Below are 23725 nucleotides of genomic sequence, written 5' to 3'. Positions count from 1 at the left end.
GTCACTCCTTCTGCTGGTCAGGCCACCGGGTTGGGCTGCCGCAGCAGCGTGTTCGCCTCGCGGACCATCTGACGTACGGCCTTCTCGGCGGTGGTGTTGCCGAGCAGCGCCGACTGGAGCGGCTGGCACATCCGGTTCTGGAAGTTGGAGCCGGCTCCGGCGAACCAGTTCGGCGGGTCGAGCACGGCCACTTCGGCGGCGTCCGCGTAGGAGGACTGCGGGTCCAGGGCGGCGTACTCCGGCTCCGTGAGGACCGGCTGGTAGGCGGGGATGTGGCCGGCGCTCGCCCAGGTCAGGCTCTGCTTGACCAGCGCCGCGACGTAGCGGTGTGCCTCGCGGCGGCGCGCCGGGTCGGGGTTCTCCTGGTGCGGGAGGACGAAGCTGTGGCTGTCGGTGTAGACGGCCGGCTTGCCGAAGACCTGCGGGAACGGCGCGGCGCCCAGCGGGACACCGGACTTCTTCAGCGTCGGCAGCTCCCACTCGCCCAACATGACCATGCCACCGCGGCCGCCGATGAACCCGGCCATCGCGCCGTTGTAGTCCAGGTTGTTCGGGTTGGTGCGGCCGTCGAACAGCTGCTGCATGAACGTCACGACGCGTACGGCGGCATCGATGTCGATCTCCGCCGGTCCGCCGTCGGGCAGGGTGAACGCGGCACCGGTCTGCGCGTACAGCGCGGCGAACTGCCGCCAGCTCTGTGCCGTGTCGGTGACGTGGCCGAAGAGGATGCCCGACTTCCCGGTCGCGTCCGCGAGCGCCTTGCCGGCGTCCAGCAGGGCCTCCGGGGAGCCCATCGGCGCCAGCTCTCCCGAGGCGTCGAGGAGACCGGCCTTGTCGGCGGCTTCCTTGTCGTAGAACACGATGAACGGGTGGACGTCGAGCGGGACGGCGTAGACGGTCCCCTCGTGCTGCGTCCGGCTCCACACCGCCGGCGCGAAGTCCCGTCGCGTGACACCGAACTCGGCGAGCAGATCCAGGTCGAAGGGGTCGAGGAGACCGCCGGGCGCGTAACCCGCGAGTCGGGACAGGTGCAGCACCGCCACGTCGGAGGCGCGTCCGCCGGCCGCCGACATGGCCAGCTTGGTGTAGTACGAAGGGCCCCAGTCCAGGATCGTGCGCTCGATCTCGAAGCCGCGCGGGCCGCCGGAGACGGCCTTGATCATGTCGTCCATCAGCATGCCGTCGCCGCCCTGGAACAGGTCCCAGACGCTCAGGGAGGAGGCGCCGGAGGCCGACGCGGGTGAGGCGCAGCCGGACAGCGGCCCGGCGGCGAGCAGCGCGCCCGCGGCGGCCGTGCCGTGCCGCAGCAGCCGGCGGCGGGTGAGGCCGCTGACCGGCGCGGACGAGGGGGCTGCTGCTGGGGCGGGGGAACGCGAAGACATCACGGACCTTTCGACGGCCTGACACCCACGCCTGACCTGCGGCGGACGCCGGGGAGAGCGGTCCGCCGCGTGCGGGGGGCGAGGGAGGCGCACCGGCTGGAACGGTGCGGTGGCTAGTTTTTACATCGATGTACATTGGCTGTAAAGAGCCCGGGACGAAAGGCCGGGAACCAGCGATCGGACAGCTCGGCGGCCGGGCGCCCGGACCGGCCGCAACCAGGGCCACCGCCAGGGCCGCGCGATGCCGCGCCCTGCCGCGACATACACTCGGCAGCGCCAAGGGGCAGGGAGGTGGGAGGCCACGGTGGCACGACCCAGGATCAAGGACGTCGCACGCCTCGCCGGGGTGTCCGAGAAGACGGTGTCCAACGTCATCAACGACTACACCCACGTCTCCGACCGCACCAGGCGCGTGGTCCGCGAGGCCATCGAGGAACTCGGCTACAAGGTGAACCTGGCCGGCCGTCACCTGCGCAGGGGACGCACCGGCATCATCGCCCTCGTCGTGCCCGAACTGGACGTCCCCTACTTCGCCGAACTCGCCCGGCACGTCATCCGCGAGGCCGAGCAGCGCTCCCTGACCGTCCTCATCCACCAGACCGGAGCGGACCGCGACCACGAACTGGCGGCGCTCTCCGGATTCGGCTCCACCTTCGTCGACGGGGTCATCCTCAGCCCGCTCGCCCTCACCGCCGACGACCTGCGCGACCGCGCCGGCGCCCCGCCGACCGTGCTGCTCGGGGAACTGCTGGAGGAGGGCGCCGACCATGTCGCCATCGACAACGAGAAGGCCGCCCGGGAGGCGACCGAGCACCTGATCGCCCTCGGCCGCCGCACCATCCTCGCCGTCGGAGGCCGCGACGACGCCGGCCTCGGTACGGCCGAGGCGCGCACCCGCGGCTACCGCGCCGCCCTCGACGCGGCCGGCATCCCCTTCGATCCGGCCGCCCTGCTGCCCGTCACCTCGTTCCGGATGCCCGACGGCGCCGAGGCCGTGACCGGTGCGCTCCGCGCCGGTGCCCGCCCCGACGCGCTGCTCTGCCTCAACGACCAACTGGCGCTGGGCGCGCTGCGCGCACTGCACGAGCACGGGGTGCGGGTGCCCGAGGACATCGCGGTCATTGGCTTCGACGACGTCGAGGGCGGCCGGTTCAGCGTGCCGACGCTCAGCACGGTCGCACCGGACAAGGCCGCGGTCGCCCAGGTCGCCGTCGAGCTCCTGCAACGCCGTATGGACGAGGCGGCGGCCGGCGACGCCGAGGCCGGCCCACCGGCCGACGACCGCTCCCCGCAGGACCTCCTGGTGCCCCACCGCCTCGTCCTGCGCGAGAGCACCGAGGGGGCCGACGGGCGCTGACGCGGCTCAGTACATCTCAGTACACGGCGTAGGCGAGAGGCACCGAAGCATCGGCGCCGTACACCGCTATGCGGCCGCCGCCATCAGCGTCTCTGGCCCGCTGGTAAGCCCTGAACACCGCGGAGATGGCTCGGCCTTCCGCATAGGCGCCGGCGGTCCGGGGATAGTCGGTGTGGATCTCGAACTTCTCGTAAGGGGAGTCGACCGCCTCGATCCGGACCACGTGCCGGACGGCGTCCCGCTCCTCGGCGGAGCCGTGAGCCGCCGCGTACTCCATGAACCCCTTGGTCCCCAGGTCCCTGGGCCCGGCGGACGCCTCGGCGCTGTCCTCCTTCGTGAGCGAGTGTCCGGTCAGGCCCTCCACCGCTGACACAAGCCCACCGAGCGCACCCATCACCAGAAAAGCGATCACCGCGGTACGGCCGGCGCTCTTGTGAGGCGGAGCCGCGGACGCCGACGCCGGACGGGGCCTCGCCGGCGCGCCGTCCTGGACGACGCCACGTCCGGGTGCATCCCGCACCGCAGCGGGAACCGCCGAAGACGTGCCTGCCGAAGACGTGCCTGCCGAGGGCACCGCGCTGATGCGGCGGGCGATCCCGTTGACCGGACGCATCGCTCCGTCCAGTCCGTAGACGAACAAGGCGATGTCGTTCTCTCTCGCGTACTCCACCGCGGTGGCCGCGTAACTGCTGCCGGTGAAGAACAGCAACTGCTTGTCCAAGGCCTTGCCCCGTGCCCCGAAAAGCCTCTGCAACTCCGGTCGTCCCACCGCGCTGGCCTGGAACTTCACCTGACCGAGCGCCCGCCGGGACACCACGTCGACCCCGCCGTCCGCACCTCCGGGCTGCGCACGGGCATCCTCGAAGCCCCAATGCCGCATCCACGCCGCAGCGTTGTGCTCCGCTGTCTGCCACGTCTGGATCTGCCGCGCCGCGGGTCTGCCCGCGCGCCGCCCAGGACCACTGTTCGTGCTGCTCACGGGCACGGAGTATGGCACCAGCCACCGACAGCCAGTGCACCGCGGTGCCGTCGGTGAACGTCGGTTGGCGTCCTACGGGCGCCATTCCTGGTGGCGATGGGCGGGATGCGCCGCGTACGCCTGGGCAAGGACGCGTAGGGCGTAGGTGAGGCCGTGCGTACGCCCGTCCCGTCGCGCACCGCCCGCCCGCCCGTCCGGGTAGGGGAGTGGCTTCTCGGTCACCAGATGTCTGCCCGGCTGAGGATGGCGGCGGAGACCCTGACCGGCTGGAGCGGACTCATGCTCTCCTGGCCTTGCGAGGCTTGCCCCACCTGCCGTGCGGACGGTTACGTTCCTGGGCCGCCATCGCCGCGTCGAACTGGGCCTTGCTGGTGACCGTTCGTGGTTCGGGCGGGAGCACGGCCGCGGTCGATCGCCACGGGACGGCCGAGGCCCAGCCGACGAGCGGCATGGTCTCGTTGTAGTGGTGAGCGAACCGGGCCGTGATGAGGGGCGGCATCTGGTGCTTCATCGCGCGCGCATGCTCGATGAACGCCTCGGGGAGCAGGACGTGGTGCGTCTCCACGTAGTGCGGGAAGTCCCGGCGCCAGAGCCAGGTGCCGTCGGTGACCAGCGACGAGCAGCCCCGCGAGTGGCGGTGCGCGCGCCCGGTGATGACGTCACGGCCGCCTTCCATGACGTCGATGAGGATGTGGCCGGCGTCCAGGTAGGCCACCAGAGCCGCCTCGTCCGGCTCTCCCACGGGCCGGACGGCATCGCGTATGGATCCGTTCGGCCGGCCGGGACGGTCGTCGAGCTCGTCGTAGAAACCCAGCAATCCCAGCACCGCAACTCCCGCGTCGACTCCGCCGCTCCCTCCCATGATCCCGCCGCAGCGCCCCGGCGGGCCGGCGCCAGACACGGCACCTCGCCGTGAGAGCCCCTGATCACCTGCACGTACACCCAGGGTTCCAGGTCCAGGTTCCAGGTCCAGGCGGATGTCAGCCGAGCCCCCCGCGCCGCGATGTTGCGCGTCTCACCCCGCATAGACCCGTTTGACCACGCACTGTCCCTCGGCCGCCGCGGTCCCGTAAAAGGTGCGCAGCCTTTCCAGCTTCTCCAGAAGGCCGTTCATCAACCATTCCGGGATCCCCGCGCCGAAGCGGCGCTTCGCTCGGTCGGATTCCCGCTGGAGCAACGCGGCGAAATCCATGCCGTCGAGGAAATCGTAAGCAGCGCTCACTTCGTCGGGCTGCAGGACGATGATCGCGTCCTGCGGTGCGCCGACGCTGGCGAGATAGGCCCCGCCGAAGACGGGCAGGGATTCGGGACCACTCACCGGATGCTGATCGCCGTCGGCCAGTGCGCCGTTGACGAACTGCCAGGATCGCCGAGGTCGACGAGGACACCCGCATCGGTTTCCTGCTGCCACTTGCAGTTCTTCAGGGTTGCGGCAAAGCCTCGTTCGAGATGCTCCACACCTTGTTCCATTTCGGAAGCGTCAACGCGGCGCAATCGGATCGACATTCCCATGGAAACTCCCATTTCCCGCTGCGTATCGGACCGAATGCGGCCCGAGCGGTCGGTGAAGCAGATGACCGCTCGGGCCGCACAGGCTACCTCATTCCAGGCTATCCGAAGATGCCGGCCAGCCCCCTGGTTATCAGGGCGCCGGATATCGTGAATCCGACCGGATCGTCTGCCATTTCCGATTCCGATGACATCGTCCGCGGCGGTACCGGCGCCGACCACGATTCCGGATCCGAGATACACAAAACTCTTGATCAGGCCCGGATTTGTGTTCGTCGCCGGAGCGGTCACTGTTTCCGGAACCGTTTCCGGAAGCGGATCGGTCCGCTGGATGTTCCGGGTCGTGTATGCGATCACGGATGACGACTTCGGCCTGCTGGAGGACTTTGCGGTCACCCACTCGCTCGGCTTGGCGAAGTTGACGCCTTCCTGAGTCGGGAGGGCGAAGCCGGCCCGCACGGCACGGTTGTCGCCGGCGGCCCGCAGCTGCTTGCGGAGGTACTTCATGTAGTGCTGAACCTCCTTGGCGCCGCCCGCCGCCGCGCTTTCTCCGGCGTGCTTCGCGTCCCAGACATACACGGCGTTGTCCGTCCAGTGGAGCAGGTCGGCCTTGCCGTCCTCCTTGCCCGGATTCTTCTTCGACCCGCCCTGGATGATGTTGCGCGGGTCGGTGAGACCGCCGGTGGCGTCCAGTGAGTAGGACACCTGGCCGCCGCCCTTGGGCTCCGTGGACTCCAGGAACCCGGCCATGAGCAGGATCGCCATGTCGTGGCCCGGGTTGAACTTCCCGAAGAAGCACGCACCACACAGCAGACCCGGGTTGTAGTCCCGGAAACCCATGTCGTACGTGCCGGACTGGGCGTCCCAGCGCTTCGCGTTGGTCGGTGAGGATCGCGGGACGCTTGGGCGGTCCTGCAGCCCGACTTCGCCGTGCGTGTCGTACCGGTTCTTCCACTTGGACAGGCAGGCGCGGGAGACACCCGCCTCGGCGGCGACGTGCGCGATCGGACGGGTGTGGCAGGGCTCCACGAGCCTTCGGCGTCCCTCGATGTCCAAGGGGGCGTTCGCATGTGTCACCGGAACACCTCGGTGCTCCGGCCGGCCGTGATGACGGTGAGGAGGGGGAACGCGATGAGCAGCGCGACCGCGATGAGGAGTCCACTCATCCAGAACGGCCCGAGCGCCCCGGCTTCCGTGCTGAGGGTGGCCGCAGCGATGACGGGACCGACGGCGGCGCCCACGTTGAGCGCCGCCGTCGCATACGAGCCAGCCATAGTGGGGGCTCCCGCGGCCTCGTAGAGGACCCGCGTAATCAGCGTGCTGCCCAGCGCGAACGACAGTGCGCCCTGCACGAAGACGAGGGTGAACAGGGCGACCGGCTCGTTGGCCAGCATCGCCAGGGCCGGCCAGCCGATGAGCAGCAACGGACCGCCGACTGCGATGACCGGACCGGGACGCCGGTCGGACAGCCGGCCGGCGACGGTGACGCCGACGAAGGAACCGGCGCCGAAGAGCACCAGAGCGACAGAGATCCACAACTCGCCCAGCCCGGCGCTGCCGGTCACCACGGGGGCGAGGAAGGTGAGGCTTCCGAAGGTTGCCGAGTTCACCAGCGCACCGAGCAGCATCACCAGGATCAACCGCGGCCGTGTGAGCTGGCCGAGCTCCGCTCGCAACGCCGGCCTGCCAGTCGCCACATCCTCATCACGTCCTGCTGGAATTCCCTTCAGGATGCCGAGAGCTGCAGGCAGACAGAGAGCGGCGACAGCCCAGAATGTGGCCCGCCAGCCGAGCACCGTGCCGAGCACCGACCCACCGGGGACACCGGCGATCGTGGCCACCGTCGTGCCTGACAGCAGCACGGCCAGCGCACGTCCCTTCCTGTCGGATGAGACCAGCGTGGCCGCAGCCGTCAGAGCGACGGCAAGGAACCCTGCGTTCGCGAGCGCTGCGACGACCCGGGTGGCGGACAGGATGGCGAAGCTCGTGGTGATGGCGCCCACGGCATGAGCTGCCGCGAAAACGAGGATGAACCCGAGAAGGCTGGAGCGCCTGGGCCAGTTGCGGGCAAGCGCAGCCACGAAGGGGGCGCCGACGATCATGCCTGTCGCGAAGGCCGAGGTGAGCGCTCCGGCTGTGCCGACGGTGACATCGAGGTCTGAGGCGATGTCCGGCAAGAGGCCAGCGAGCATGAATTCCGAGGTGCCCATGGCGAAAACCGCCATGGCAAGCAGGTACAGCGGGAGAGGCATCGAGTGGCTCCGAGGTGAGGAGAAGCACGAGAAGGTCATCTCGTCACCGCGGCCAGCCCCAAGGGCACAGTCGCCCGGCCGCAGAATGCGGCGCGACGACGGGCTACGAGCTCAGTGGTTCAGGGGGCTGACGGCGTGACCGAAAGCCCCCACCTTGTCTGACTCAGGACTCGACATGGTCGGCACGCTACCCGACCGATGCCCGTCGAAGCATCTTGGTTTCCTGACATCGGCCTGTGTCACCAACGTCATGTCCCGCAACAGCTAGCTCTGCTGCGCCGGCTTCCAGTCCTGGACGAGCAGTCCGAGCAGCACCTCGTCCAGGAACTCGCCCATCACCCAGGCCGAGGAGCGCAGGACGCCCTCGCGGACGAATCCGTTGCGCTCGGCGGAGCGGAGCATCGCGGCGTTGTCGGACAGCGTCTCGACCTGCAACCGTTGCAGACCGCGCACGACGAAACCGTAGTGGCACAGCACCGCGACCACGTCGGTGCCGTAGCCCTTGCCGCGGGCGGACGGCAGCAGCCCCACTCCGACGTGTGCGGACCGGTTGTGGGTGTCGATGCCCCACAGCGAGGCGCTGCCGATCAGTGTGCCGCCGTTCAACTCCACCACGGAGAACGGGATGTCCCGCTGCTGCGTGTCGTCCACGACGAACGGGGCTTGTTTGGAGCCGGGCGTGACCGGCCGCCAGGGACCGCCCGCGGCCCGCGAGGCGTTGACCACGTCGTCGTGGAGCTCGGCCTGCAGGACCGGGATGTCGTCCTCGTGCCGGGCCCGGAGCCCGACCTTGCTGCCCTTTAGCATGCGAGGTTCCTATCCGACCGCGACAGCAGGCAGCAAGCCATTAACTGATCTTCGAGGCTATGTGAGGTCCAGGTCGGTGTGCAGCAGATCATGGTCCGAGTGCGGGGTGAGTTCCACACGATGCCTGAGCGGGGTGATGCCGCGCAGGAAGACGTAGTCGAACTTGCTCTGCCAGTCGGTGGTCGGCTTGCAGGTGCCGGTGCGCGAGGGATGGCACTGGGGGTCGGTGTCCACGGCCAGGGCCCAGATCGGGGTGAGTTCCGCGGCGTGGGGCACCGCGTTGAAGTCGCCGAGAACGATCGCGCGGTCGTACCGGGCGACGGCTGCGGCGAGCACGTCGGTCTGGGCCGCTCGGACCTCTTCCTGACGTCGTTCGGCGAGGTGCGTGTTGAAGACCCGGACCCGCTGCCCGCCCACCGTGGTGGTGACCGCCATGTACCCCCGGTCCTCGGATCCTCCGTCGGGGTACTCCACGTTGACGCGGTCGGTCATCGGTGCCGCCGAGAGCAGGGCCTGCCCGTAGCCCCCCGGATTCCACGGCGTTCCCCCGCAACGGCCCCAGTTCTGCAGAACCGACCCGTACTCGACGTGGTAGACCAGCCCGTAACGGCCCTCCAGATAGTTCCGGATCTGCTCGACGTCACCCACGCACGCTTCCTGCAGGCCGATGACCTGCGGTGCGTATGCGGCGATCTCCGCCGCGCGGTCGACGTTGTTCGTGTCGCAGGGATTGCAGATGTTCCACGTCATGACCCGGTTCGGCACGACGTCCTTGACGGCTTCGGAGGGCAGCGACTTGGCGAAGGGAGCGCCGCTCGGCGGGGTGGAGTCGACGAGCATCACGCCGGCCACGATCGCGGCGGCAGCGAGCAGCAGCGTGCCCCTCTTGCGCACGAACGCCTCCTCGAAGTGGGTACGGACGGCCTCTGACATCAGCATGCACGAGGTTAGGGGACGGGCCGTCAGGACGGCGTGAGGTGCGCCGACGCCGACACCGCCCCTGGTTACGATCATCGCGTTCCCTACCTCCCCGGCGTCGAGACACACGGAGGCCCCCATGGTGGACGCGGCGGGACTGCCCGCTCGGATAGGCCCCTACCGGCCGCTGCGCCGCCTCGGCGCCGGCGGCATGGGAACCGTCTACTACGCCCACCCGACGGGCGGGACTCCGCTGGCGGTGAAGGTGCTCCATCCGGAGTTCGCCGCGGACCCGGTGCACCGCCGCCGGTTCGCCCGTGAAGTCGCGACGCTCACCAAGGTGGCGGGCCCCTACCTGCTGGAGCTGACCGCCGCCGACGCGCGGGCCGACCGGCCCTGGCTGGCCACCCCGTACGTCCCGGGCAGCACCCTGGCCGATCACGTCCGGGCCCGCGGGCCGCTCACCGGTGCCACCCTGGTGACGTTCGCCGCCGCCACCGCACACGCACTGGCCTGCATCCACCGCGCCGGAGTCGCCCACCGCGACCTCAAGCCCGCCAACGTGATCCTGTCGGCGGACGGACCCCGAGTCGTGGACTTCGGGATCGCCCACCACCTGGACGCCACCGCCGTGACCGCCACGCGCATGACGACGGGAACACCAGGCTGGATGGCCCCCGAGCAACTGGAGCGCGCCCTCACCGGGACTGCGTCCGACCTCTTCGTCTGGGGCGTCCTCATCGCCTACGCCGCCACGGGTCGGCACCCCTTCGGTCCCCCCACGGGCATCGAGCACCGCATCACCACCGCCCGGCCCACGCTGGACGACCTGCCGACCGCGTTGCGCCCCCTGGTCTCGGCAGCCCTGGACAAGGACCCCGCCGCCCGGCCCCGAGCCGCCGAACTCACCGCGCGCTGTGCCGCCTTGGCCGGTCCCGTCGGCGTCGCGGCCTTCCCCACCCTGACCACGGACCGGACGGGCACCACACCTCGGCTGCCCGCAATCCTGTGGGCCCCTCCCACCGTCGTGTCCGAGCCCGCACCTGACGACGCCGCCGCGATCACCGCCACCGTCACCCCTGACATCCCGGCCGTGACGGATCCCGACGCGCACCTGCTGGCGGTGCTGGAGGAGATCCAGTCGGTCGCCACCGAGGCCGGCCACAGCATCGACCAGCTGACGGCAAGCCTCCCCAGAGACCACCGCGACCGCGGCGAATCGCTGCTCCTGCGCGGGTGGATCCTCTCGCTCGGCACGGACGCGCTGCTGGCAGCCAGTCGCTTGCGCGCCGGAGACCATGTCCGCTGCGCGCGCAACCTGCGGAAGATGCTCGGCGCGGATCCCAAGAAGCCGGTCGCGGCAGTCCGCCATTTCCGGGCGGCGGGCGCCCGCGCAATCAGGACGTCCGGCTATCAGGGCGACGGGCTGGAGCGCACCGAGCGGCTGCTGGTCATCGTCCACGACGCGATGCCCGCGTTCGCCGATCATCTGGCCCGGCACGACACCGACTTCCCGCAGCTCCCCGCAGGCGTCCGCGCCGCCTGGGCGGCCGCCGCCACCGGGCCCGGGCCCGCCGGCAACCGCCTCGCACGGTGGTGGCGCGCCGGTTCCGGCCGCACGACCGACGGACGACGCCCGACTTGAACCTCCGAACCTCCGGGCCGCTCCTGGGCTCTGAGTGGCTCCGAGCCTCTGACTGGCTCTGAGCAATGGAAATATTCGGTTGCCCGCCGACGATGATCGTGGATGCAATGTCGGACATGATCACCCCGGTGCGCCTGCCGAGCGAGATGCGATGACCGCGACCACGTAGCACCGGACCTAGCCGCTCCGCGGTCCGAGCCGACTCAGCCGAACCGTCACACGGGAGACGCCAGCGCATGAACACGCCACCATCGCCACGCGGAGCGGAGCGGACCGACGCCGAGCGGACCGACTCCGAGCCGACCGACGCCGAGCGCAACGACGCCGAGCGCAAGGACACCGAGCGCAAGGACACCGACCCGACCGACGGTTCCGCCGTCCTCATCGGCGCTCTCGCCCCGCTGACCCGGCCCGGCTGGACCGAGGCGGGCCACCACGTGCTCGCCGGACTGGAACTGGCCGCTCGGGAAGTCAACGACGCCGGGGGGATCGGCGGAAGACCACTTGAGCTGGTGGTCCGGGACACCGCTGCTGATCCGCAGCGAGCGGCGGCGGCCGTCGACGAGCTGGCTCGCCTGGGAGTGGCCGCCTTGGCGGGGGAGTACCACAGCGTCGTCGCCCGCGCCGCTGCCACCAGCGCCGACGCCCTGGGCCTGCCGTTCCTCTGCTCGTCGGCGGTTCTCGACGCGCTCACCGAAGAGCCGACGGACTGGGTCGCGCGCCTCTCCCCGCCGCAGTCCCGTGGCTGGCGGGTCTACGCCGACCACCTCCTCGGCGCGGGCCACAGCCGTATAGCCGTGGCAGCCCAGCCGAGTGTCTACTGGGCGTCCGGGACCCGCATTCTGCGGGACCATCTCGCCGCGCACGGCGGGACCCTCGTCGAACTCGACAAGGACGCGCTGACCCCCGCGGAGGTGTGCGACCAGCTCGTCGAGCACCGCGCCACGGCCCTGCTTCTCCTGGTCGGTCACCCGGAACCGGCGGTGCCGATCGTCCAGGCCGTCCGTCGCGACCAGCGCCTCGCCGGGCTCATGATCGGTGCTCCGGCCGGGCAACCGGAGTTCGCCGAATGGGCGGGGCTGCTGGGCGACGAGGGTGCCGCGATCCCGTTCCTGCGTTACCTGCCGAAGCGCCTCACCCCGCTCGGTGCGCGAGTCGAGACGGCCCTCCGTGAGCGACTGGGCACAACGCCTTCCTTCGTCGCCTTCGAGGGCTACGACACCGTCACCGTCCTCGCCGCTCTCCTGCGTTCTCAGGGCGCGGACCGAACGAGCAGCGCCCCGGACTGGTCGCACGTCGAGGTCGAAGGCACCCGCGGGCGGATACGGTTCTCCCGCACGCCGGGCATCAGTGTGTGGCAGTGGGCCGGGCCGCCGATCCAGGTCGTCGAGCGGGATCCGGCCGAACCCGCCCGCTTCCGGGTCCTCCACGCCGACTGAGAGAGCGCCCCGACGGTGAAGGCAAGCCTCGCTCCGCGAGTGTCAGTGGGTGCCCCTACGCTCTCGCCGTGAACGTCGACGATCTCGAGTGGCAGACGAAGTTCCTCGGTGGTGTCTCCCCGAGACTGGTGAACGACCTGCTGGAGCGCGGACATCTGGATCTGGTGATCCGGGCCGCGAGCGAGCGGGGTGAGTGGTTCTGCGCCGAGGCGGCGGTCCGCGAACTGTGCGGTGCCGGGGAGTTCGAGCGGGCCCACGCCGTGATGGAACCGTTCGTCGCGGCAGGCTGGCGGCCGGCGGTCTGGGCAACGGCCGAGATACTGCTCCACCGGGGCCGGACCGAGGAAGCGCTGGACCTGGTCCGCCCCGACGAGGCAGACCCGCCGTCGGACCATGTGTGCCACAGCTTCGCCGAACTCCTCGCCGCGGCCGGGCGCGTGGACGAGGCGATCGAGCTCCTTCGGCCCCGCCTCGGCGGCTGGTGGCTGACCTCGTGCCTCGTCGAGGTCACCGAAGGACGCGACCGTGACGACCAGGTACTGGAGCTGCTCGGCCCGCTGGCGGAGAGCGCTCGGCAGGCGAGGGGCCAGGCCAGATGGAACCATCCCTGTCCCAGCGCGCAGGAGTTGCAGGCTCAGGTCCTCGAACGCGCCGGTCGCGCCGACGAGGCGATCCGGATCCTCGGCGCGGACATCGCCGCAGGCCGGTACCTGGTGCGGAACACCCTCACCGCCTACGCCGAGCTCCTCGTCCGCCACGGACGGATCGACGAGCTGCGCGAACTGGGCACCGGCAAGCACGCGGGCGTCGTTCTCCCGTACTACGCGCAGGCTCTGGAGCAGCAGGGGCGGGCTGTCGAGGCCGAGGCCGTTCTACGTGAGTTCATGGACGCCGCCGAGGATCCGGACGGCTTCCGCCGGCCCCTGATCGAGCTGCTGGCGCGGCAGGGCCGACTCGAGGAAGCCGTCGAGGTGGGACGCCCCACGTTCGACTGTCACGACGCCTGCCTGCTGGAAGGGGTCGTCCACCTCCTGTACGAAGCTGGACGTCTCGACGAGGCCGTTGCCGTCCTGGACGAGCGCAGCACCGAATTCGTCGAGGAGCACTCGTCCTGGTGGGCCCTGAACCGGCTGTGGCTGCTGGGCGAGGCCGGCCGGTACGAGGAGGCCCTCGCCTTCGCCGCGACTCTGCCTTCCGGCGAGTACGGCGTGGCTGAGACGACCGCCTGGCTCATGGGGGAGTCCGGGCGCGTGGAAGAGGCCATCGACCTGCTCCGGGACAGCGGCAACGACGTCGAGGCGGCCGAGCTCCTCGTACGACACGGTCGCGCCGCCGAGGCGATCGCCGGCCTGCCCTCCCTCTCCGAGCTCCGAGAGGCGGCCCGCCGGCGTGACGCGGCACTCGAAGCCGCTCGCGGGCCGGGTGATGACCCCTTCTAGGGAGCGACCGGCTCCCTGAAGCGTTCGGTCTCGTCCTGCACGAGCAGGGACAGCAGCGAGGCCACGGAGAGGCCGGCCTCTGCCGGGTGACGCAGCACCTTGTCCTGCTCGATGCGGTAGCTGTTCGTCCGCCCGTCCCGGGTGCGGGAGAGGTAACCGTCCTGCTCGAGATCGGCGATGATCCGCGCGACGGCACGCTCGGTGAGTCGGCAACGGGCAGCGATGTCGCGGATCCGGACGTTCGGCCTGTCGGCAATGGTTGCCAGTACGCGCGCGTGGCTGGTGATGAACGTCCATCCGGTGTGGGATTCGGGCACTCCGACCATGCCTTGCATCTTAGGACGCGTCATTGCACGAACCCGGATACATGACATAGTTTTCCGGTAACAGCTGACCTGCTTTGGCAGGAGAGAGCCACAGAAGGGGCCCGAGGTGTCCGGTGACGAAGCCGTCATGCCCACACTCACGAGCGACGCCGCTGAGAAGGCGCTGCCAGAGCAGGCCACCGAGCGCGCCCTGACACCCGGTGCGGTCATGCAGTACGAGAGTCGCGGCGCGTGGATCGTGGCCGCGCACGGCGACTATGACATGCACTCGATCACTCCGCTGGCAGACGCGCTGCACAGCGCGGCGAAGAGGCATCAGAAGGTGGTCCTCGACGCCTCCGGCGTCACCTTCGCCGACTCGACGTTCCTGAACCAGGTGATCCTGGCCCACCAAGTGGGCACCCTGCGCGTCGCCGCACCGTCACCACAGCTCGAGCGGCTCCTCATGATCACCGGAGTGGACACCGTCCTGGAGATCCACCAGACGGTGGACGACGCCGTCGGCTCCTGAACACGCGGTCCAGGCACGAGAGCGGAGGCGCGAGGGCGAGGGAAGGGCGAGAGGGAGAAAACACTCCCGCCATGATCAAGATATAGCGCACAGGGGGCCTTGCGGCAAGGCCCCGGGTGTGCCGCAGAATCGCCCACCTGACCCCGGAAACACGAGGCCGATCCAAGGTGCTTCCGAGGATTCCCCCTGGACGCCCTTTCGCCCGCCTCGCCCTCGACCACGCCCCACAGGAGCCCCGTATGCGCGTGATCATGCCCTCCGACGACCATGTCACCGTCTCCCCGAACGCCACCATGACCGGCCTGGCGGCCCCCAGCCGCGGCAGCGCCGAACTCAGCACCTGGACCGTCGCGATGGACGCCGGCGCCACCGGACCCGAGCACTCCATCAGCCGTGAGCAGGTCTGGACGGTCACTGCCGGCGCCCTGGAGGTCACCTGCGGCGGCCGGACCGAGACGGTCCCGGCCGGCCGGACTCTGATCCTGCCGCCGGACGTCCTCCGCCGGATCCACGCACCGCAGCGCGCCGAGGCCCATGTCTCGATGCTCTCCGACGGCGTCGCCTCCGTCCCCGGCACCGAGGGCACCCGCGAGCTGCCCTGGGCTCGATGATCACCACCGGCCCAGGCCAGGTCGTATCCCGAGGACATGGAGAGGGGAAGCACAAGATGCGTGTGCTGTTGATGAGTTACGGGTCGCGCGGCGACATCACACCGCTCGCGGCCCTGGCGCTGCACCTGCGGGAACTGGACGCGGAAGTACGGGTGTGCGCACCGCCCGACGAGGAGTTCGCGAAGGTGCTGGCCGGTATCGGCGTGGAGATGGTGCCGTTCGGCCCCGAGGTGCGCGCGCTGGTGAAGGGGGCGCGGCCGTCACCGGCGGGCCCGGCCGGCGTCGCCGCCGAGCTGGTCGCCGCGCACTTCGAGACGGTCGCGGCGGCGGCCGAGGACTGCGACGTGCTGGTGGCGACAGGGTTGATGCCGGCCGGCGCCCGGTCGGTGGCCGAGAAGCTGGGCATCCGCTACGTGTACGCCTGCTTCCACCCGTTCGAACTGCCCTCGGCGCACTACCTGCCGCAGCCGCGGCCCGGCCTGCCGAACCCGCCCGACGTCACCGACAAGCGGGCTCTGTGGGACCTCGATGCCCAGCGGGTGAACGCGCTGTACCTCGCGCCGCTCAACACCCACCGGGCGTCGATCGGCCTGCCGCCGGTGGACAACGTCCGCGATCATGTCTTCGCCGACCGGCCGTGGCTCGCGGCGGACCCGGTCCTCGGCCCATGGCAGGACCTGCCTGACCTCGACCTCGTACAGACCGGTGCGTGGATCCTGCCGGACGAACGCCCGCTGCCGCCCGACCTGTCGGCGTTCCTGGACGCCGGCACCCCACCGGTGTACGTCGGCTTCGGCAGCATGCTGATGCGTACGTCGACGGACCTGGCGGAGGTGTCCGTGGAGGCGGTCCGCGCGCAGGGCCGGCGCGTGCTCGTCTCCCGCGGCTGGGCCGAACTGGGTCTGGGCGACGACGCGGACGACTGCTTCTTCGTCGGCGAGGTGAACCATCAGGCGCTGTTCGGCCGGGTGGCCGCCGTCGTGCACCACGGCGGCGCGGGTACGACGACCACGGCCGCCCTGGCCGGTGCGCCCCAGGTGGTGGTACCGCAGTTCGTGGACCAGCCCTACTGGGCCGAGCGCGTCGCCGAGTTGGGCATCGGCGCGGCCCACGACGGTCCGACCCCGACCTTCGAGTCCCTGTCGGCGGCGCTCAGGACGGCCCTGACCCCCGGCGTCCGCGACCGTGCGGCCGCCGTGGCCGGCACGATCCGCACGGACGGCGCGAGGGTCGCCGCGCGGCTGCTGCTCGACGAGGCCGGCTGAGAAGGGCCGGGCCACCGACCGCGCCCGGTGCGTAAACCGGGTGCGCCGCGCCGGTCCCGTGATGTGTGATCGGGGCCATGGTGACTGTGCTGGGCAGGCCCGAGGCCGACGGGCTGGGCGAGGCTGTGGGCGCGCTGCGGGAGTGGCAGTACGACGGGGCGCCGATGCAGCTGCATCCGGGAGACCTGGGCTGGTTCTGGCGGTTCGGTGCGTGGGCGACGGCCGCGGCGGTCAGGACGTGGCGCCGCGACGGACGAGTCCTCGCCGTGGGACTGCTGGACGGTCCCGGACTCCTGCGGCTGACGATCGCACCGCACGCCCAGCGGGACGAGGAACTGGCGCGGCGGTTGGTCGACGACGTCACCGAGCCGGAGCGCGAGGTGCTGCCCGAGGGGAAGGCGAGCATCGAGGCGCCGAGAGGCGCACTGGTCCGGGAGCTGCTGCGCGAGGACGGCTGGAACGTCGACGAGCACGAGCCCTGGACACCTCTGCGGCGCGACCTCACCGAGCCGGTCGAGCATCACCCGGGCGTGCGGATCGAACAGGTCGGGCCGGAGCGGGCGCACGTGTTCACCGCCGTCCAGCGGGCGTCGTTCGACAGGTCGACGTTCACGGAGGAGTCGTGGCACGCCATGGCGGCCGGACTGCCCTACGCCGACGCCCGGTGCCTGGTGGCGTACGACGACCAGGGCGACGCGGTGGCAGCGGTGACCGTGTGGTCGGCCGGTCCGGGTAGGCCCGGGCTGCTCGAACCGATGGGGGTGCACCGAGGGCATCGCCGTAACGGCTACGGCAAGGCGGTCACCGTCGCCGCGGCGGCCGCGCTCCGCGAACTGGGCTCGTCGAGCGCGATCGTCTGCACCCCGAGCAGCAATGCCGGCGCCGTCGCCACGTACCGGGCGGCCGGATTCCAGCAGTGCCCCGAGGTGCGGGACCTGCGCCGGGACGCCTAGGTCCTGTCTCCTTGGTCAGCTTTTCGAGTGCTCCTGCGGCGTGCTGGTGAGCCTGGACAGCCGTGGAGTCCACTGCCACGCTCCAGTCGATGTCGTCGTCGGCGTCCGCCGCCGCCAGGACGGCGGTGAGGATCATCTCCCAGGTGCCGTCCAGGGTGGTCGGCCCATCGCCGCCCGCGGACAAGGGAGACACGCGCCAGCCGCCACCGCTCCCACACGGCCGCAGCCCGTCACCGGTCACCGGTGACGGGCGAGCTTGGCCGCGGAGACGAGCAGGATCGCCGCCGGCACGGGCAGGGGCTGCAGGTCGGGGAACACCCTCAGGAGCAGTCCGCCCAGCACCGCCCCGGCGACCGAGCCCGCGGCCATGACCAGGGTGAAACGGAGGTTGGCGCCGATGACGGCGAAGCTGCCGTCGCGGCTGTAGCGGGCGAAGGCCGCCAGCATGGTCGGCAGTGACACCAGCAGCGACAGGCTTCCCGCGGTCCTGACGTCCTCCCCGAAGAGCGGCACGATCGTACGGATCAGCAGCTCACCACCGGCCACGCCCATGATCGCCGCGACCACCCCGATGCCGAAGCCGGCCGCGGTTCCCGAGGGCACCTGAGCCCATGGCGGCAGCGCGAGCGGGTCCAGGGCGGTGTTGTGCGTGATCACCAGGGCCGCCGCCACGAGCGCCATCAGAGCGGCCAGCACCTTGTGGAGGGTGCCGGGAGCTTCTGGTCCCTGGGTCACGACGGGCATCCTCGCTGGCGGCCCGCTCCCGCCGCTACGGCGCGTCCTCACCTTCGGCGCAAACCACCGCCCGCCCACTCAGGACTGGTCCGTACCTCCGAGAACCGACGGTGACGCCGGGCGGAGACGACTTGATCGACATCGCCGTGTCGTGGGTACTCGACACACACCGTCGAGCACCGGGAACCACACCGGTCGTACCCACGGACAAGGAGGCTGACCTGTGACCGAGCAGCAGCAGGACCCCACCGAGCAGCACCCGCAGCCGGACTTCCCCGAGCAGGACCAGCGGCATCCCGGCTGGACCGGCCCGATGGACCCGCCGCCGGACCACGGCGAGGAGTCGTACCGCGGCAGTGGCCGGCTGGCCGACCGCAAGGCCGTGATCACCGGTGGCGACTCCGGCATCGGCCGGGCGGTCGCGCTGGCGTTCGCCCGGGAGGGGGCCGACGTCCTCTTCACCCACCTGGAGGACGAGAAGGACGACGCCGCCGAGACCGTCCGGCTGGTCGAGGAGGCCGGACGGCGGGCCGTGGCCGTCTCGTGCGACGTACGGGACGAGGAGAACTGCCGGGCTCTGGTGGAACGCGCGGTGGACGAGTTCGGCCGGATCGACGTCCTGGTGAACAACGCGGCCTACCAGATGTCGCAGCCGGACGGCATCGAGGCGATCTCCACCGAGCAGTTCGACCGGGTCATGCGGACCAACCTGTACGGCATGTTCTGGCTGTGCAAGTTCGCCCTGCCGCACATGCCGAAGGGCGGCAGCATCATCAACTCCACCTCGGTGCAGGCGTACAAGCCGAGTCCGCACCTGCTGGACTACGCGATGACGAAGGGCGCGATCGTCACCTTCACCCAAGGCCTGGCCCAGATGGTGATCGAGCGGGGCGTACGCGTCAACGCGGTGGCGCCGGGCCCGGTGTGGACGCCGCTGATCCCGGCGACGCTGCCGGACACTCAGGAGTTCGGCAAGCAGGCGCCGATCGGGCGGCCCGCCCAGCCCGCCGAGATGGCTCCCGCGTACGTCTTCCTCGCCTCCCAGGAGGCGTCGTACATCACGGCGGAGATCGTCAACGCGACGGGCGGTACGCCGCTGCCGTAGCGCGTCTGAGCCCGCCGTAACCCGCCGTAACCCGCCGTTTCCCGCCATAGACCGTCGTGGCGTGGTGGCTGCGGTGGCGCGGCGAGCGGCGGGTGGTCCGCCCGTCCGGTGGCCGGCCCAGCGCTTCCCGTTCAGCGGGAAGCGCTGCCGCGCGCCCGGGGGAGGAGCAGCGGGGTCGCCAGCAGGAGTACCCCGGCCAGGCCGATGGCCGTACGAGTCCCGAGCAGGGCCCCCAGCACACCCCATAGGGCCGTCAGCAGCGCCGTCGAGGCCCTGGTCGTCACCGCCCAGGCGGACAGCGTGCGCGTGACCCGGTCGGCCGGGGTGCGTGCCAGGCGGCAGGTGGCGTGGACGGGGTTGAAGACCCCGCAGCAGAAGATGAGCCCGAGCTCTACACCGATCACCAGGAGCAGCCCTCCCGTGCCCGGCCCCACGAAGGCCAGGCCGACCGGCCAGACCGCGCGCAGGGCCCCGGAGGCGACCAGGACCCGGCGCTGTCCGAACCGGGTGACGAGCGGTCTCGCCAGCCGCGCCCCGAGCAGACCGCCGATCGACGGCGCGGCGAAGGCGAGGCCGTACTGCCACGGTGTGAACCCGAGGCGGCCGAGCATCAGGACGGCGAGCAGCGGTGTGGCGGCCATGACCAGACCGTTGAACAGGGCGGTGTTGAGGAACAGCGGGCGCAGCGTCGTGTCGGCGAGGATGTACCGCCAGCCGTCGAGCAGGTCCCCGGCCCGCATGCGCGGCAGCTCCCGGCGCTCGGGCCGCGGCTCGTGCCCGCCCGTCGCACGGATGCCCAGGGCCGACAGCAGACAGCTGACCGCGTCGGCCGTCACGGTCGCCACCGGGCCGAGGAGCCCGATCGCCGCGCCGCCCAGCGGCGGGCCGATGATCGTGGCCGTCCAGGCCGTGGACTCGAACCGGGCGTTGGCGGTGAGCAGGTCCTCGGCCGGCAGCAGCGCCTTCAGGTACGCGCCGGAGGCGGCGCGGAAGGTGATGTCGGCCGCCGCGACGACGACCGACACCAGCAGCAGCTGAAGGAAGGTGAGCACGCCGAGCGCGAACGCGGCGGGGACCGTCAGCAGCGCCGCGAACCGCACCAGATCCATCGCGATCAGTACGGGCCGCTTGCGGCGGAACTCCACCCACGGGCCGAGCGGTACCGCCACCGCCGCGCCCACCACGGACCCCACGGAGGAGAGCGCGGCGACCTCGGCGGGTCCGGCACGCAACACCTGGATGGCGATCAGCGGGAACGCGCCGAAGGCGAGCCATGTGCCGAGCGCGCTGGTCCCGTACGCGGCCCAGAGCCACGCGAACGGCCGCCCCAGCCGATGCCCGTCCTTCACGCCCGACACCCCCTCTCCGTCCTCCGGCACAACCGACCCGCTACCGGGGACATCAAAGCGAGCGCCACAGCCAGGGATCAAACAACCGCGGAGCCCTCCAGTCACAACCACTGGTTGTGCACGTAGGCTGACCGGCATGGACTTCGATGCCGTCCGGACCTTCGTCGCCGCCGCCGAGACAGGTCGGTTCCAGGAGGCCGCCGCCGAGCTGGGGGTCACCCAGCAGGCCGTCTCCAAGCGCATGGCCGCGCTCGAGCGCAGCCTCGGTGTGCGGCTGTTCACGCGGACACCGCGCGGCGCCGAGCTCACCATCGACGGGCAGGCGTTCCTGCCCCATGCGCGCGAGCTGCTGCGGGCCGCGGAGCGCGCGGTCGCGTCCGTGCGCGTCGGGCGCCGCCCGCTGCGCGTAGACGTGATCGCCTCACGTATCGCGCCGTCGGGCCTGATGCGCGGCTTCCACAGCGCGCACCCGGAGATCGACCTCGACGTGGTGATGCTGCCCGGCATCGAGACGGCCGTCGCCGCCATCCGCTCCGGCACGATCGACGCGACCTTCCGCGCCGTCGCCGCACCCGGCCGGCCACTGCCCGACGACATCGAGTCCGTCCGGGTGCTGGACGAGCCGCTCCAACTCCTCACCGGACCCGACCACGCACTGGCGGGCGCCCGGTCGGTGACCGTCGCACAGCTGGCCGGACACCGGATCTGGATGCCCGGCATCGTCCCCGGCAGCGAGTGGGCCGCCTACTACGACGACCTCGTCGCCGAGTTCGGCCTCACCATCGAGGCCACCGGCCCCAACTTCGGCTCCGACGCGCTCCTCGACACCATCGCCGACACCCCGGCCCTGGCGACCTTCATGAGTGAGCGGACCCGCCTGGTCTGGCCGGCCGGCCATGGGCTGCGCCGTATCCCGGTGACCGATCCGACACCCGTCTACCCGCACTCGCTCCTCTGGCACCGCGACAACCCCCACCCGGCGCTCGCCACCCTGCGCGCCCACCTCGCCACCACCTCGGCCGGCCGGAACGCCTCCGGGACCTGGACACCGGACTGGGTGCTGCCAAGCTGAGCCCTCACTGACCCAGTCCCGTCGACGACCGTCTCGATCCGGAGCCCGGCGAGAAGGCGCCCGTCCGGGCCTCAGGCCCTCCAACGCCTCACCAAGCCGCGTCCGTCGAAGGCAGCGGGCGCTCGAAGACGACCATGGGCCGGCCAGGACCGTTGTAGTCCTCCACGGTCCGGGCGTCGAAGCCGAGACCGCGGTGGAAGGCGATCGAGCCGGCGTTCCCGACGGACGTGATCGCCTTCAGGCGCTCGGCGCCGTGACCACGCGCGGCCTGCGCGAACGCCGCGTAGAGACGACGCCCGAGCCCAATGCCCCGGGCGTCGTCGCGGGTGGCGATCAGATGCACGTACCCCGTGCCGGTGGGCGTGACGAAACCGATGACGTAGCCGCGCACTCCGTCCGCGGCGCGGGCCACCAGGCACGTCGAACCGAACTCCTGCACCAGGCAGGACAGATGCAGTGACTTGAGGTCCCGCTCGCCCCAATAGCGGGAGTGATCCCTCAGGACCTCATGGAGGTCGGCCATCTCGGCCGGCGTGATCGCTACGTCCATGACGGCGATCATGCCAGCCCCGGCCACCGCCCCCACCGCGCCGCGTGGACCGAGGACGGCGCGCGCGGCCGAGGGGCGTACGCCCCGGGGTGCCCCTGTGCGCTGGGAGCGGAGCATGGCCGCCGAGGGGCGACGCCGCTAGCGTCCCGGTGGAGCGGGGTGGGGATACGCGTCCGAGGCGCGGAGCGAGGGGGCTCGTGATGTTCAGTGCGCGAGACGGCAGGGCTTTGCGAGGACGGTACCTGGGGCCCGTGGCCCTGGTGCTGATACTCGCGGCCGCGTTGCTGACCGGCTCGGCAAGCCGCGCGTCCGCGGGCCCCGTAGGTGTCGTCGGCGATCCCGGTTTCGAGACGCAGCCCGGTCGGACGGTCTCCGCGCCATGGTCGGGCGAGGGCCCGGACTTCAAGGGCATCGACACCGACCTCGGGTACCACAAGACCGGGCGGAAGAACGCGTTCATCCGCACCGGCAGCCGCAACTGGAACGCCATCACTCAGCAAGTGGCCGTGAAGCAGCAGACGGTGTACTACCTCGAAGGCTGGGTGCGGACCTCCGGCAACTTCACCACTGGATACTTCGGTGCGCGCGGCACGAACGGGCGCACGATCGTCCAGAAGAACTACGGCAAAGTCCTCACGAACGGCGCCTACCAGTACCTGCGCATGGCCTTCAACTCCGGCACCAACACCTCCATCACGGTCTACACGGGCTACATCGCCCCAGGTGCGGACTCCTGGGTCCAGATCGACGACATCCACCTCGGGGACACCCCTTACGGCAACTGGGCCGGCTACGTGGTGCCCAGCAGCCCGGTCAACGCGGCACCGCACGCCGTGACCGCGGTGTGGACCCAGCCCCACTTCACCTGTCGTCAGGAGAACCCCGACAACCACCTCAGCATCTGGGTTGGCCTCGACGGGCTTGCCATGAGCCCCACCGAAAGCCTCGTCCAGGTCGGAGTCCACGTGACCTGCCTGGGCCAGCTGTACCCGGAGCACCGGGCGTTCTGGGAAGTCATCGACGCGGGCGTCGACACGCTGGAGCAGCGGATCCCGATGGTCATCCACGCCGGGGACCGCATCTCGGCCTCGGTCGTCCGCAGCTCCGCCGATCCCGCCGACTACATCCTCACCATCGACAACCTCACCCGGCCCGGACAACGCCAGACCCTGACCAAGCGTGCTCCCGCGGCCCGCTCGGAGAGCGCCGAGGTCATCGCGGAGCGCCCCAAGGTGTTCACCTTCGGCTCCACTTGGCCCGGAGCCGTCAGCATCCCGTTCTCCTATGTCACCGTCGACGGCGCGCCGCTGTCCGCCTACGACCCGCTGGCGCTCCAGGCGCGAGAGAGCACGTCGGGGCTCGTCTACGGCCCCTCGCCCGCCACCACCGACAGCGGTGGATACAGCAACTTCACCCTGTCCTCGCGCCAGGGGTAGCGAGCCCGCCCCGGACCTGTCGGGCCCGGTCCGCCCCGTTCACCGGCGGCGACGGCGATGGACGCCGCCGTCGGCCATAGGGTGA

At 70.9% G+C, this 23725-nt stretch carries 22 protein-coding genes and 1 pseudogene; 11 read left to right on the top strand and 12 right to left on the bottom strand.

Annotated features, from left to right (window positions below; all coding sequences use genetic code 11):
* Window positions 1-17 precede the first annotated feature (17 nt).
* Entirely contained in the window at window positions 18-1382 is a 1365-nt protein-coding gene (locus ABT232_RS16405; RefSeq protein WP_351840582.1) for an extracellular solute-binding protein, read from the bottom strand.
* 304 nt (window positions 1383-1686) lie between these two features.
* On the opposite strand from ABT232_RS16405, the gene ABT232_RS16400 reads away from it, so the two are divergent.
* Entirely contained in the window at window positions 1687-2739 is a 1053-nt protein-coding gene (locus ABT232_RS16400) for a LacI family DNA-binding transcriptional regulator (protein ID WP_351840581.1), read from the top strand.
* Window positions 2740-2755: 16 nt separating this feature from the next.
* Here the strand turns inward: ABT232_RS16400 and ABT232_RS16395 are convergent, their stop codons facing one another.
* From ABT232_RS16395 to ABT232_RS16365, 7 genes and pseudogenes are all read right to left on the bottom strand, one after another.
* Entirely contained in the window at window positions 2756-3718 is a 963-nt protein-coding gene (locus ABT232_RS16395; protein ID WP_351840580.1) for a restriction endonuclease, read from the bottom strand.
* 277 nt (window positions 3719-3995) lie between these two features.
* A complete protein-coding gene (locus tag ABT232_RS16390; protein WP_351840579.1) occupies window positions 3996-4544 on the bottom strand; it encodes a hypothetical protein in 549 nt (182 codons plus the stop codon).
* A 189-nt stretch (window positions 4545-4733) separates the two neighbouring features.
* Window positions 4734-5036, bottom strand: coding sequence for a hypothetical protein (locus tag ABT232_RS16385; protein ID WP_351840578.1), 303 nt, complete (start codon window positions 5034-5036; stop codon window positions 4734-4736).
* Between the two features lie 1070 nt (window positions 5037-6106).
* Window positions 6107-6304 (bottom strand): annotated as a pseudogene (locus ABT232_RS16380) (helix-turn-helix domain-containing protein); the annotation flags it as partial.
* Window positions 6301-7479 carry a Cmx/CmrA family chloramphenicol efflux MFS transporter gene (locus ABT232_RS16375; RefSeq protein WP_351840577.1) on the bottom strand — a complete coding sequence of 393 codons (1179 nt, stop codon included), beginning with the start codon at window positions 7477-7479 and terminating at the stop codon, window positions 6301-6303. The pseudogene ABT232_RS16380 and the gene ABT232_RS16375, both read right to left, overlap by 4 nt.
* 264 nt (window positions 7480-7743) lie before the next feature.
* Entirely contained in the window at window positions 7744-8286 is a 543-nt protein-coding gene (locus tag ABT232_RS16370) for a GNAT family N-acetyltransferase (RefSeq protein ID WP_351840576.1), read from the bottom strand.
* Between the two features lie 57 nt (window positions 8287-8343).
* On the bottom strand, window positions 8344-9225 hold the full coding sequence (locus ABT232_RS16365; RefSeq protein ID WP_351840575.1) for an endonuclease/exonuclease/phosphatase family protein: 882 nt from the start codon (window positions 9223-9225) through the stop codon (window positions 8344-8346).
* Window positions 9226-9343: 118 nt separating this feature from the next.
* Here ABT232_RS16365 and ABT232_RS16360 point away from each other — a divergent pair, with 118 nt between their 5' ends.
* The 3 genes from ABT232_RS16360 (at window position 9344) to ABT232_RS16350 (ending at window position 13727) form a co-directional block, all read left to right on the top strand.
* A complete protein-coding gene (locus tag ABT232_RS16360) occupies window positions 9344-10849 on the top strand; it encodes a serine/threonine-protein kinase (RefSeq protein WP_351840574.1) in 1506 nt (501 codons plus the stop codon).
* A gap of 236 nt (window positions 10850-11085) precedes the next feature.
* Window positions 11086-12288: an ABC transporter substrate-binding protein gene (locus ABT232_RS16355; RefSeq protein ID WP_351840573.1), complete on the top strand. Its 1203-nt coding sequence runs from the start codon at window positions 11086-11088 to the stop codon at window positions 12286-12288.
* Window positions 12289-12356: 68 nt separating this feature from the next.
* Window positions 12357-13727, top strand: a complete 1371-nt coding sequence (locus ABT232_RS16350; protein WP_351840572.1) for a tetratricopeptide repeat protein — start codon at window positions 12357-12359, stop codon at window positions 13725-13727.
* On the opposite strand, the gene ABT232_RS16345 is transcribed toward ABT232_RS16350, so the two are convergent.
* Entirely contained in the window at window positions 13724-14053 is a 330-nt protein-coding gene (locus tag ABT232_RS16345) for a helix-turn-helix transcriptional regulator (RefSeq protein WP_351840571.1), read from the bottom strand. The two genes, ABT232_RS16350 and ABT232_RS16345, sit on opposite strands and share 4 nt — an antisense overlap.
* 127 nt (window positions 14054-14180) lie before the next feature.
* Here ABT232_RS16345 and ABT232_RS16340 point away from each other — a divergent pair, with 127 nt between their 5' ends.
* The 4 genes from ABT232_RS16340 (at window position 14181) to ABT232_RS16325 (ending at window position 17393) form a co-directional block, all read left to right on the top strand.
* Window positions 14181-14564, top strand: coding sequence for an STAS domain-containing protein (locus ABT232_RS16340; RefSeq protein WP_351840570.1), 384 nt, complete (start codon window positions 14181-14183; stop codon window positions 14562-14564).
* A gap of 239 nt (window positions 14565-14803) precedes the next feature.
* Window positions 14804-15175, top strand: a complete 372-nt coding sequence (locus tag ABT232_RS16335; protein WP_351840569.1) for a cupin domain-containing protein — start codon at window positions 14804-14806, stop codon at window positions 15173-15175.
* A gap of 56 nt (window positions 15176-15231) precedes the next feature.
* The gene (locus ABT232_RS16330) at window positions 15232-16440 is read left to right on the top strand and encodes a glycosyltransferase (protein ID WP_351840568.1); all 1209 of its coding nucleotides are present in this window, start codon (window positions 15232-15234) and stop codon (window positions 16438-16440) included.
* A gap of 77 nt (window positions 16441-16517) precedes the next feature.
* Entirely contained in the window at window positions 16518-17393 is an 876-nt protein-coding gene (locus tag ABT232_RS16325; protein ID WP_351840567.1) for a GNAT family N-acetyltransferase, read from the top strand.
* 237 nt (window positions 17394-17630) lie between these two features.
* Here the strand turns inward: ABT232_RS16325 and ABT232_RS16315 are convergent, their stop codons facing one another.
* A complete protein-coding gene (locus tag ABT232_RS16315) occupies window positions 17631-18128 on the bottom strand; it encodes a TSUP family transporter (RefSeq protein ID WP_351840566.1) in 498 nt (165 codons plus the stop codon).
* 223 nt (window positions 18129-18351) lie between these two features.
* Here ABT232_RS16315 and ABT232_RS16310 point away from each other — a divergent pair, with 223 nt between their 5' ends.
* Window positions 18352-19233, top strand: a complete 882-nt coding sequence (locus ABT232_RS16310) for an SDR family oxidoreductase (RefSeq protein ID WP_351840565.1) — start codon at window positions 18352-18354, stop codon at window positions 19231-19233.
* A 131-nt stretch (window positions 19234-19364) separates the two neighbouring features.
* Here ABT232_RS16310 and ABT232_RS16305 read toward each other — a convergent pair whose 3' ends face one another.
* Window positions 19365-20582: an MFS transporter gene (locus ABT232_RS16305; RefSeq protein WP_351840564.1), complete on the bottom strand. Its 1218-nt coding sequence runs from the start codon at window positions 20580-20582 to the stop codon at window positions 19365-19367.
* Between the two features lie 136 nt (window positions 20583-20718).
* On the opposite strand from ABT232_RS16305, the gene ABT232_RS16300 reads away from it, so the two are divergent.
* A complete protein-coding gene (locus tag ABT232_RS16300) occupies window positions 20719-21654 on the top strand; it encodes a LysR family transcriptional regulator (RefSeq protein ID WP_351840563.1) in 936 nt (311 codons plus the stop codon).
* Window positions 21655-21742: 88 nt separating this feature from the next.
* Here ABT232_RS16300 and ABT232_RS16295 read toward each other — a convergent pair whose 3' ends face one another.
* Entirely contained in the window at window positions 21743-22204 is a 462-nt protein-coding gene (locus ABT232_RS16295) for a GNAT family N-acetyltransferase (RefSeq protein WP_450871967.1), read from the bottom strand.
* Between the two features lie 251 nt (window positions 22205-22455).
* Here ABT232_RS16295 and ABT232_RS16290 point away from each other — a divergent pair, with 251 nt between their 5' ends.
* Window positions 22456-23640, top strand: coding sequence for a G1 family glutamic endopeptidase (locus ABT232_RS16290; protein ID WP_351840562.1), 1185 nt, complete (start codon window positions 22456-22458; stop codon window positions 23638-23640).
* Window positions 23641-23725: the final 85 nt, after the last annotated feature.

This window comes from Streptomyces sp. NPDC001532, assembly GCF_040298625.1.
Taxonomy (GTDB): domain Bacteria; phylum Actinomycetota; class Actinomycetes; order Streptomycetales; family Streptomycetaceae; genus Streptomyces.
This window is presented reverse-complemented; position numbering and strand designations above follow the sequence as displayed.

What these genes read in the sequence shown, in the direction of transcription:
- ABT232_RS16295 (WP_450871967.1), bottom strand. Translation starts at nt 22,204, where the DNA reads ATGGACGTAGCGATCACGCCGGCCGAGATGGCCGACCTCCATGAGGTC.
- ABT232_RS16365 (WP_351840575.1), bottom strand. Translation starts at nt 9,225, where the DNA reads ATGCTGATGTCAGAGGCCGTCCGTACCCACTTCGAGGAGGCGTTCGTG.
- ABT232_RS16370 (WP_351840576.1), bottom strand. Translation starts at nt 8,286, where the DNA reads ATGCTAAAGGGCAGCAAGGTCGGGCTCCGGGCCCGGCACGAGGACGAC.
- ABT232_RS16355 (WP_351840573.1), top strand. Translation starts at nt 11,086, where the DNA reads ATGAACACGCCACCATCGCCACGCGGAGCGGAGCGGACCGACGCCGAG.
- ABT232_RS16340 (WP_351840570.1), top strand. Translation starts at nt 14,181, where the DNA reads ATGCCCACACTCACGAGCGACGCCGCTGAGAAGGCGCTGCCAGAGCAG.
- ABT232_RS16325 (WP_351840567.1), top strand. Translation starts at nt 16,518, where the DNA reads ATGGTGACTGTGCTGGGCAGGCCCGAGGCCGACGGGCTGGGCGAGGCT.
- ABT232_RS16375 (WP_351840577.1), bottom strand. Translation starts at nt 7,479, where the DNA reads ATGCCTCTCCCGCTGTACCTGCTTGCCATGGCGGTTTTCGCCATGGGC.
- ABT232_RS16345 (WP_351840571.1), bottom strand. Translation starts at nt 14,053, where the DNA reads ATGGTCGGAGTGCCCGAATCCCACACCGGATGGACGTTCATCACCAGC.
- ABT232_RS16405 (WP_351840582.1), bottom strand. Translation starts at nt 1,382, where the DNA reads ATGTCTTCGCGTTCCCCCGCCCCAGCAGCAGCCCCCTCGTCCGCGCCG.
- ABT232_RS16300 (WP_351840563.1), top strand. Translation starts at nt 20,719, where the DNA reads ATGGACTTCGATGCCGTCCGGACCTTCGTCGCCGCCGCCGAGACAGGT.
- ABT232_RS16360 (WP_351840574.1), top strand. Translation starts at nt 9,344, where the DNA reads ATGGTGGACGCGGCGGGACTGCCCGCTCGGATAGGCCCCTACCGGCCG.
- ABT232_RS16335 (WP_351840569.1), top strand. Translation starts at nt 14,804, where the DNA reads ATGCGCGTGATCATGCCCTCCGACGACCATGTCACCGTCTCCCCGAAC.
- ABT232_RS16330 (WP_351840568.1), top strand. Translation starts at nt 15,232, where the DNA reads ATGCGTGTGCTGTTGATGAGTTACGGGTCGCGCGGCGACATCACACCG.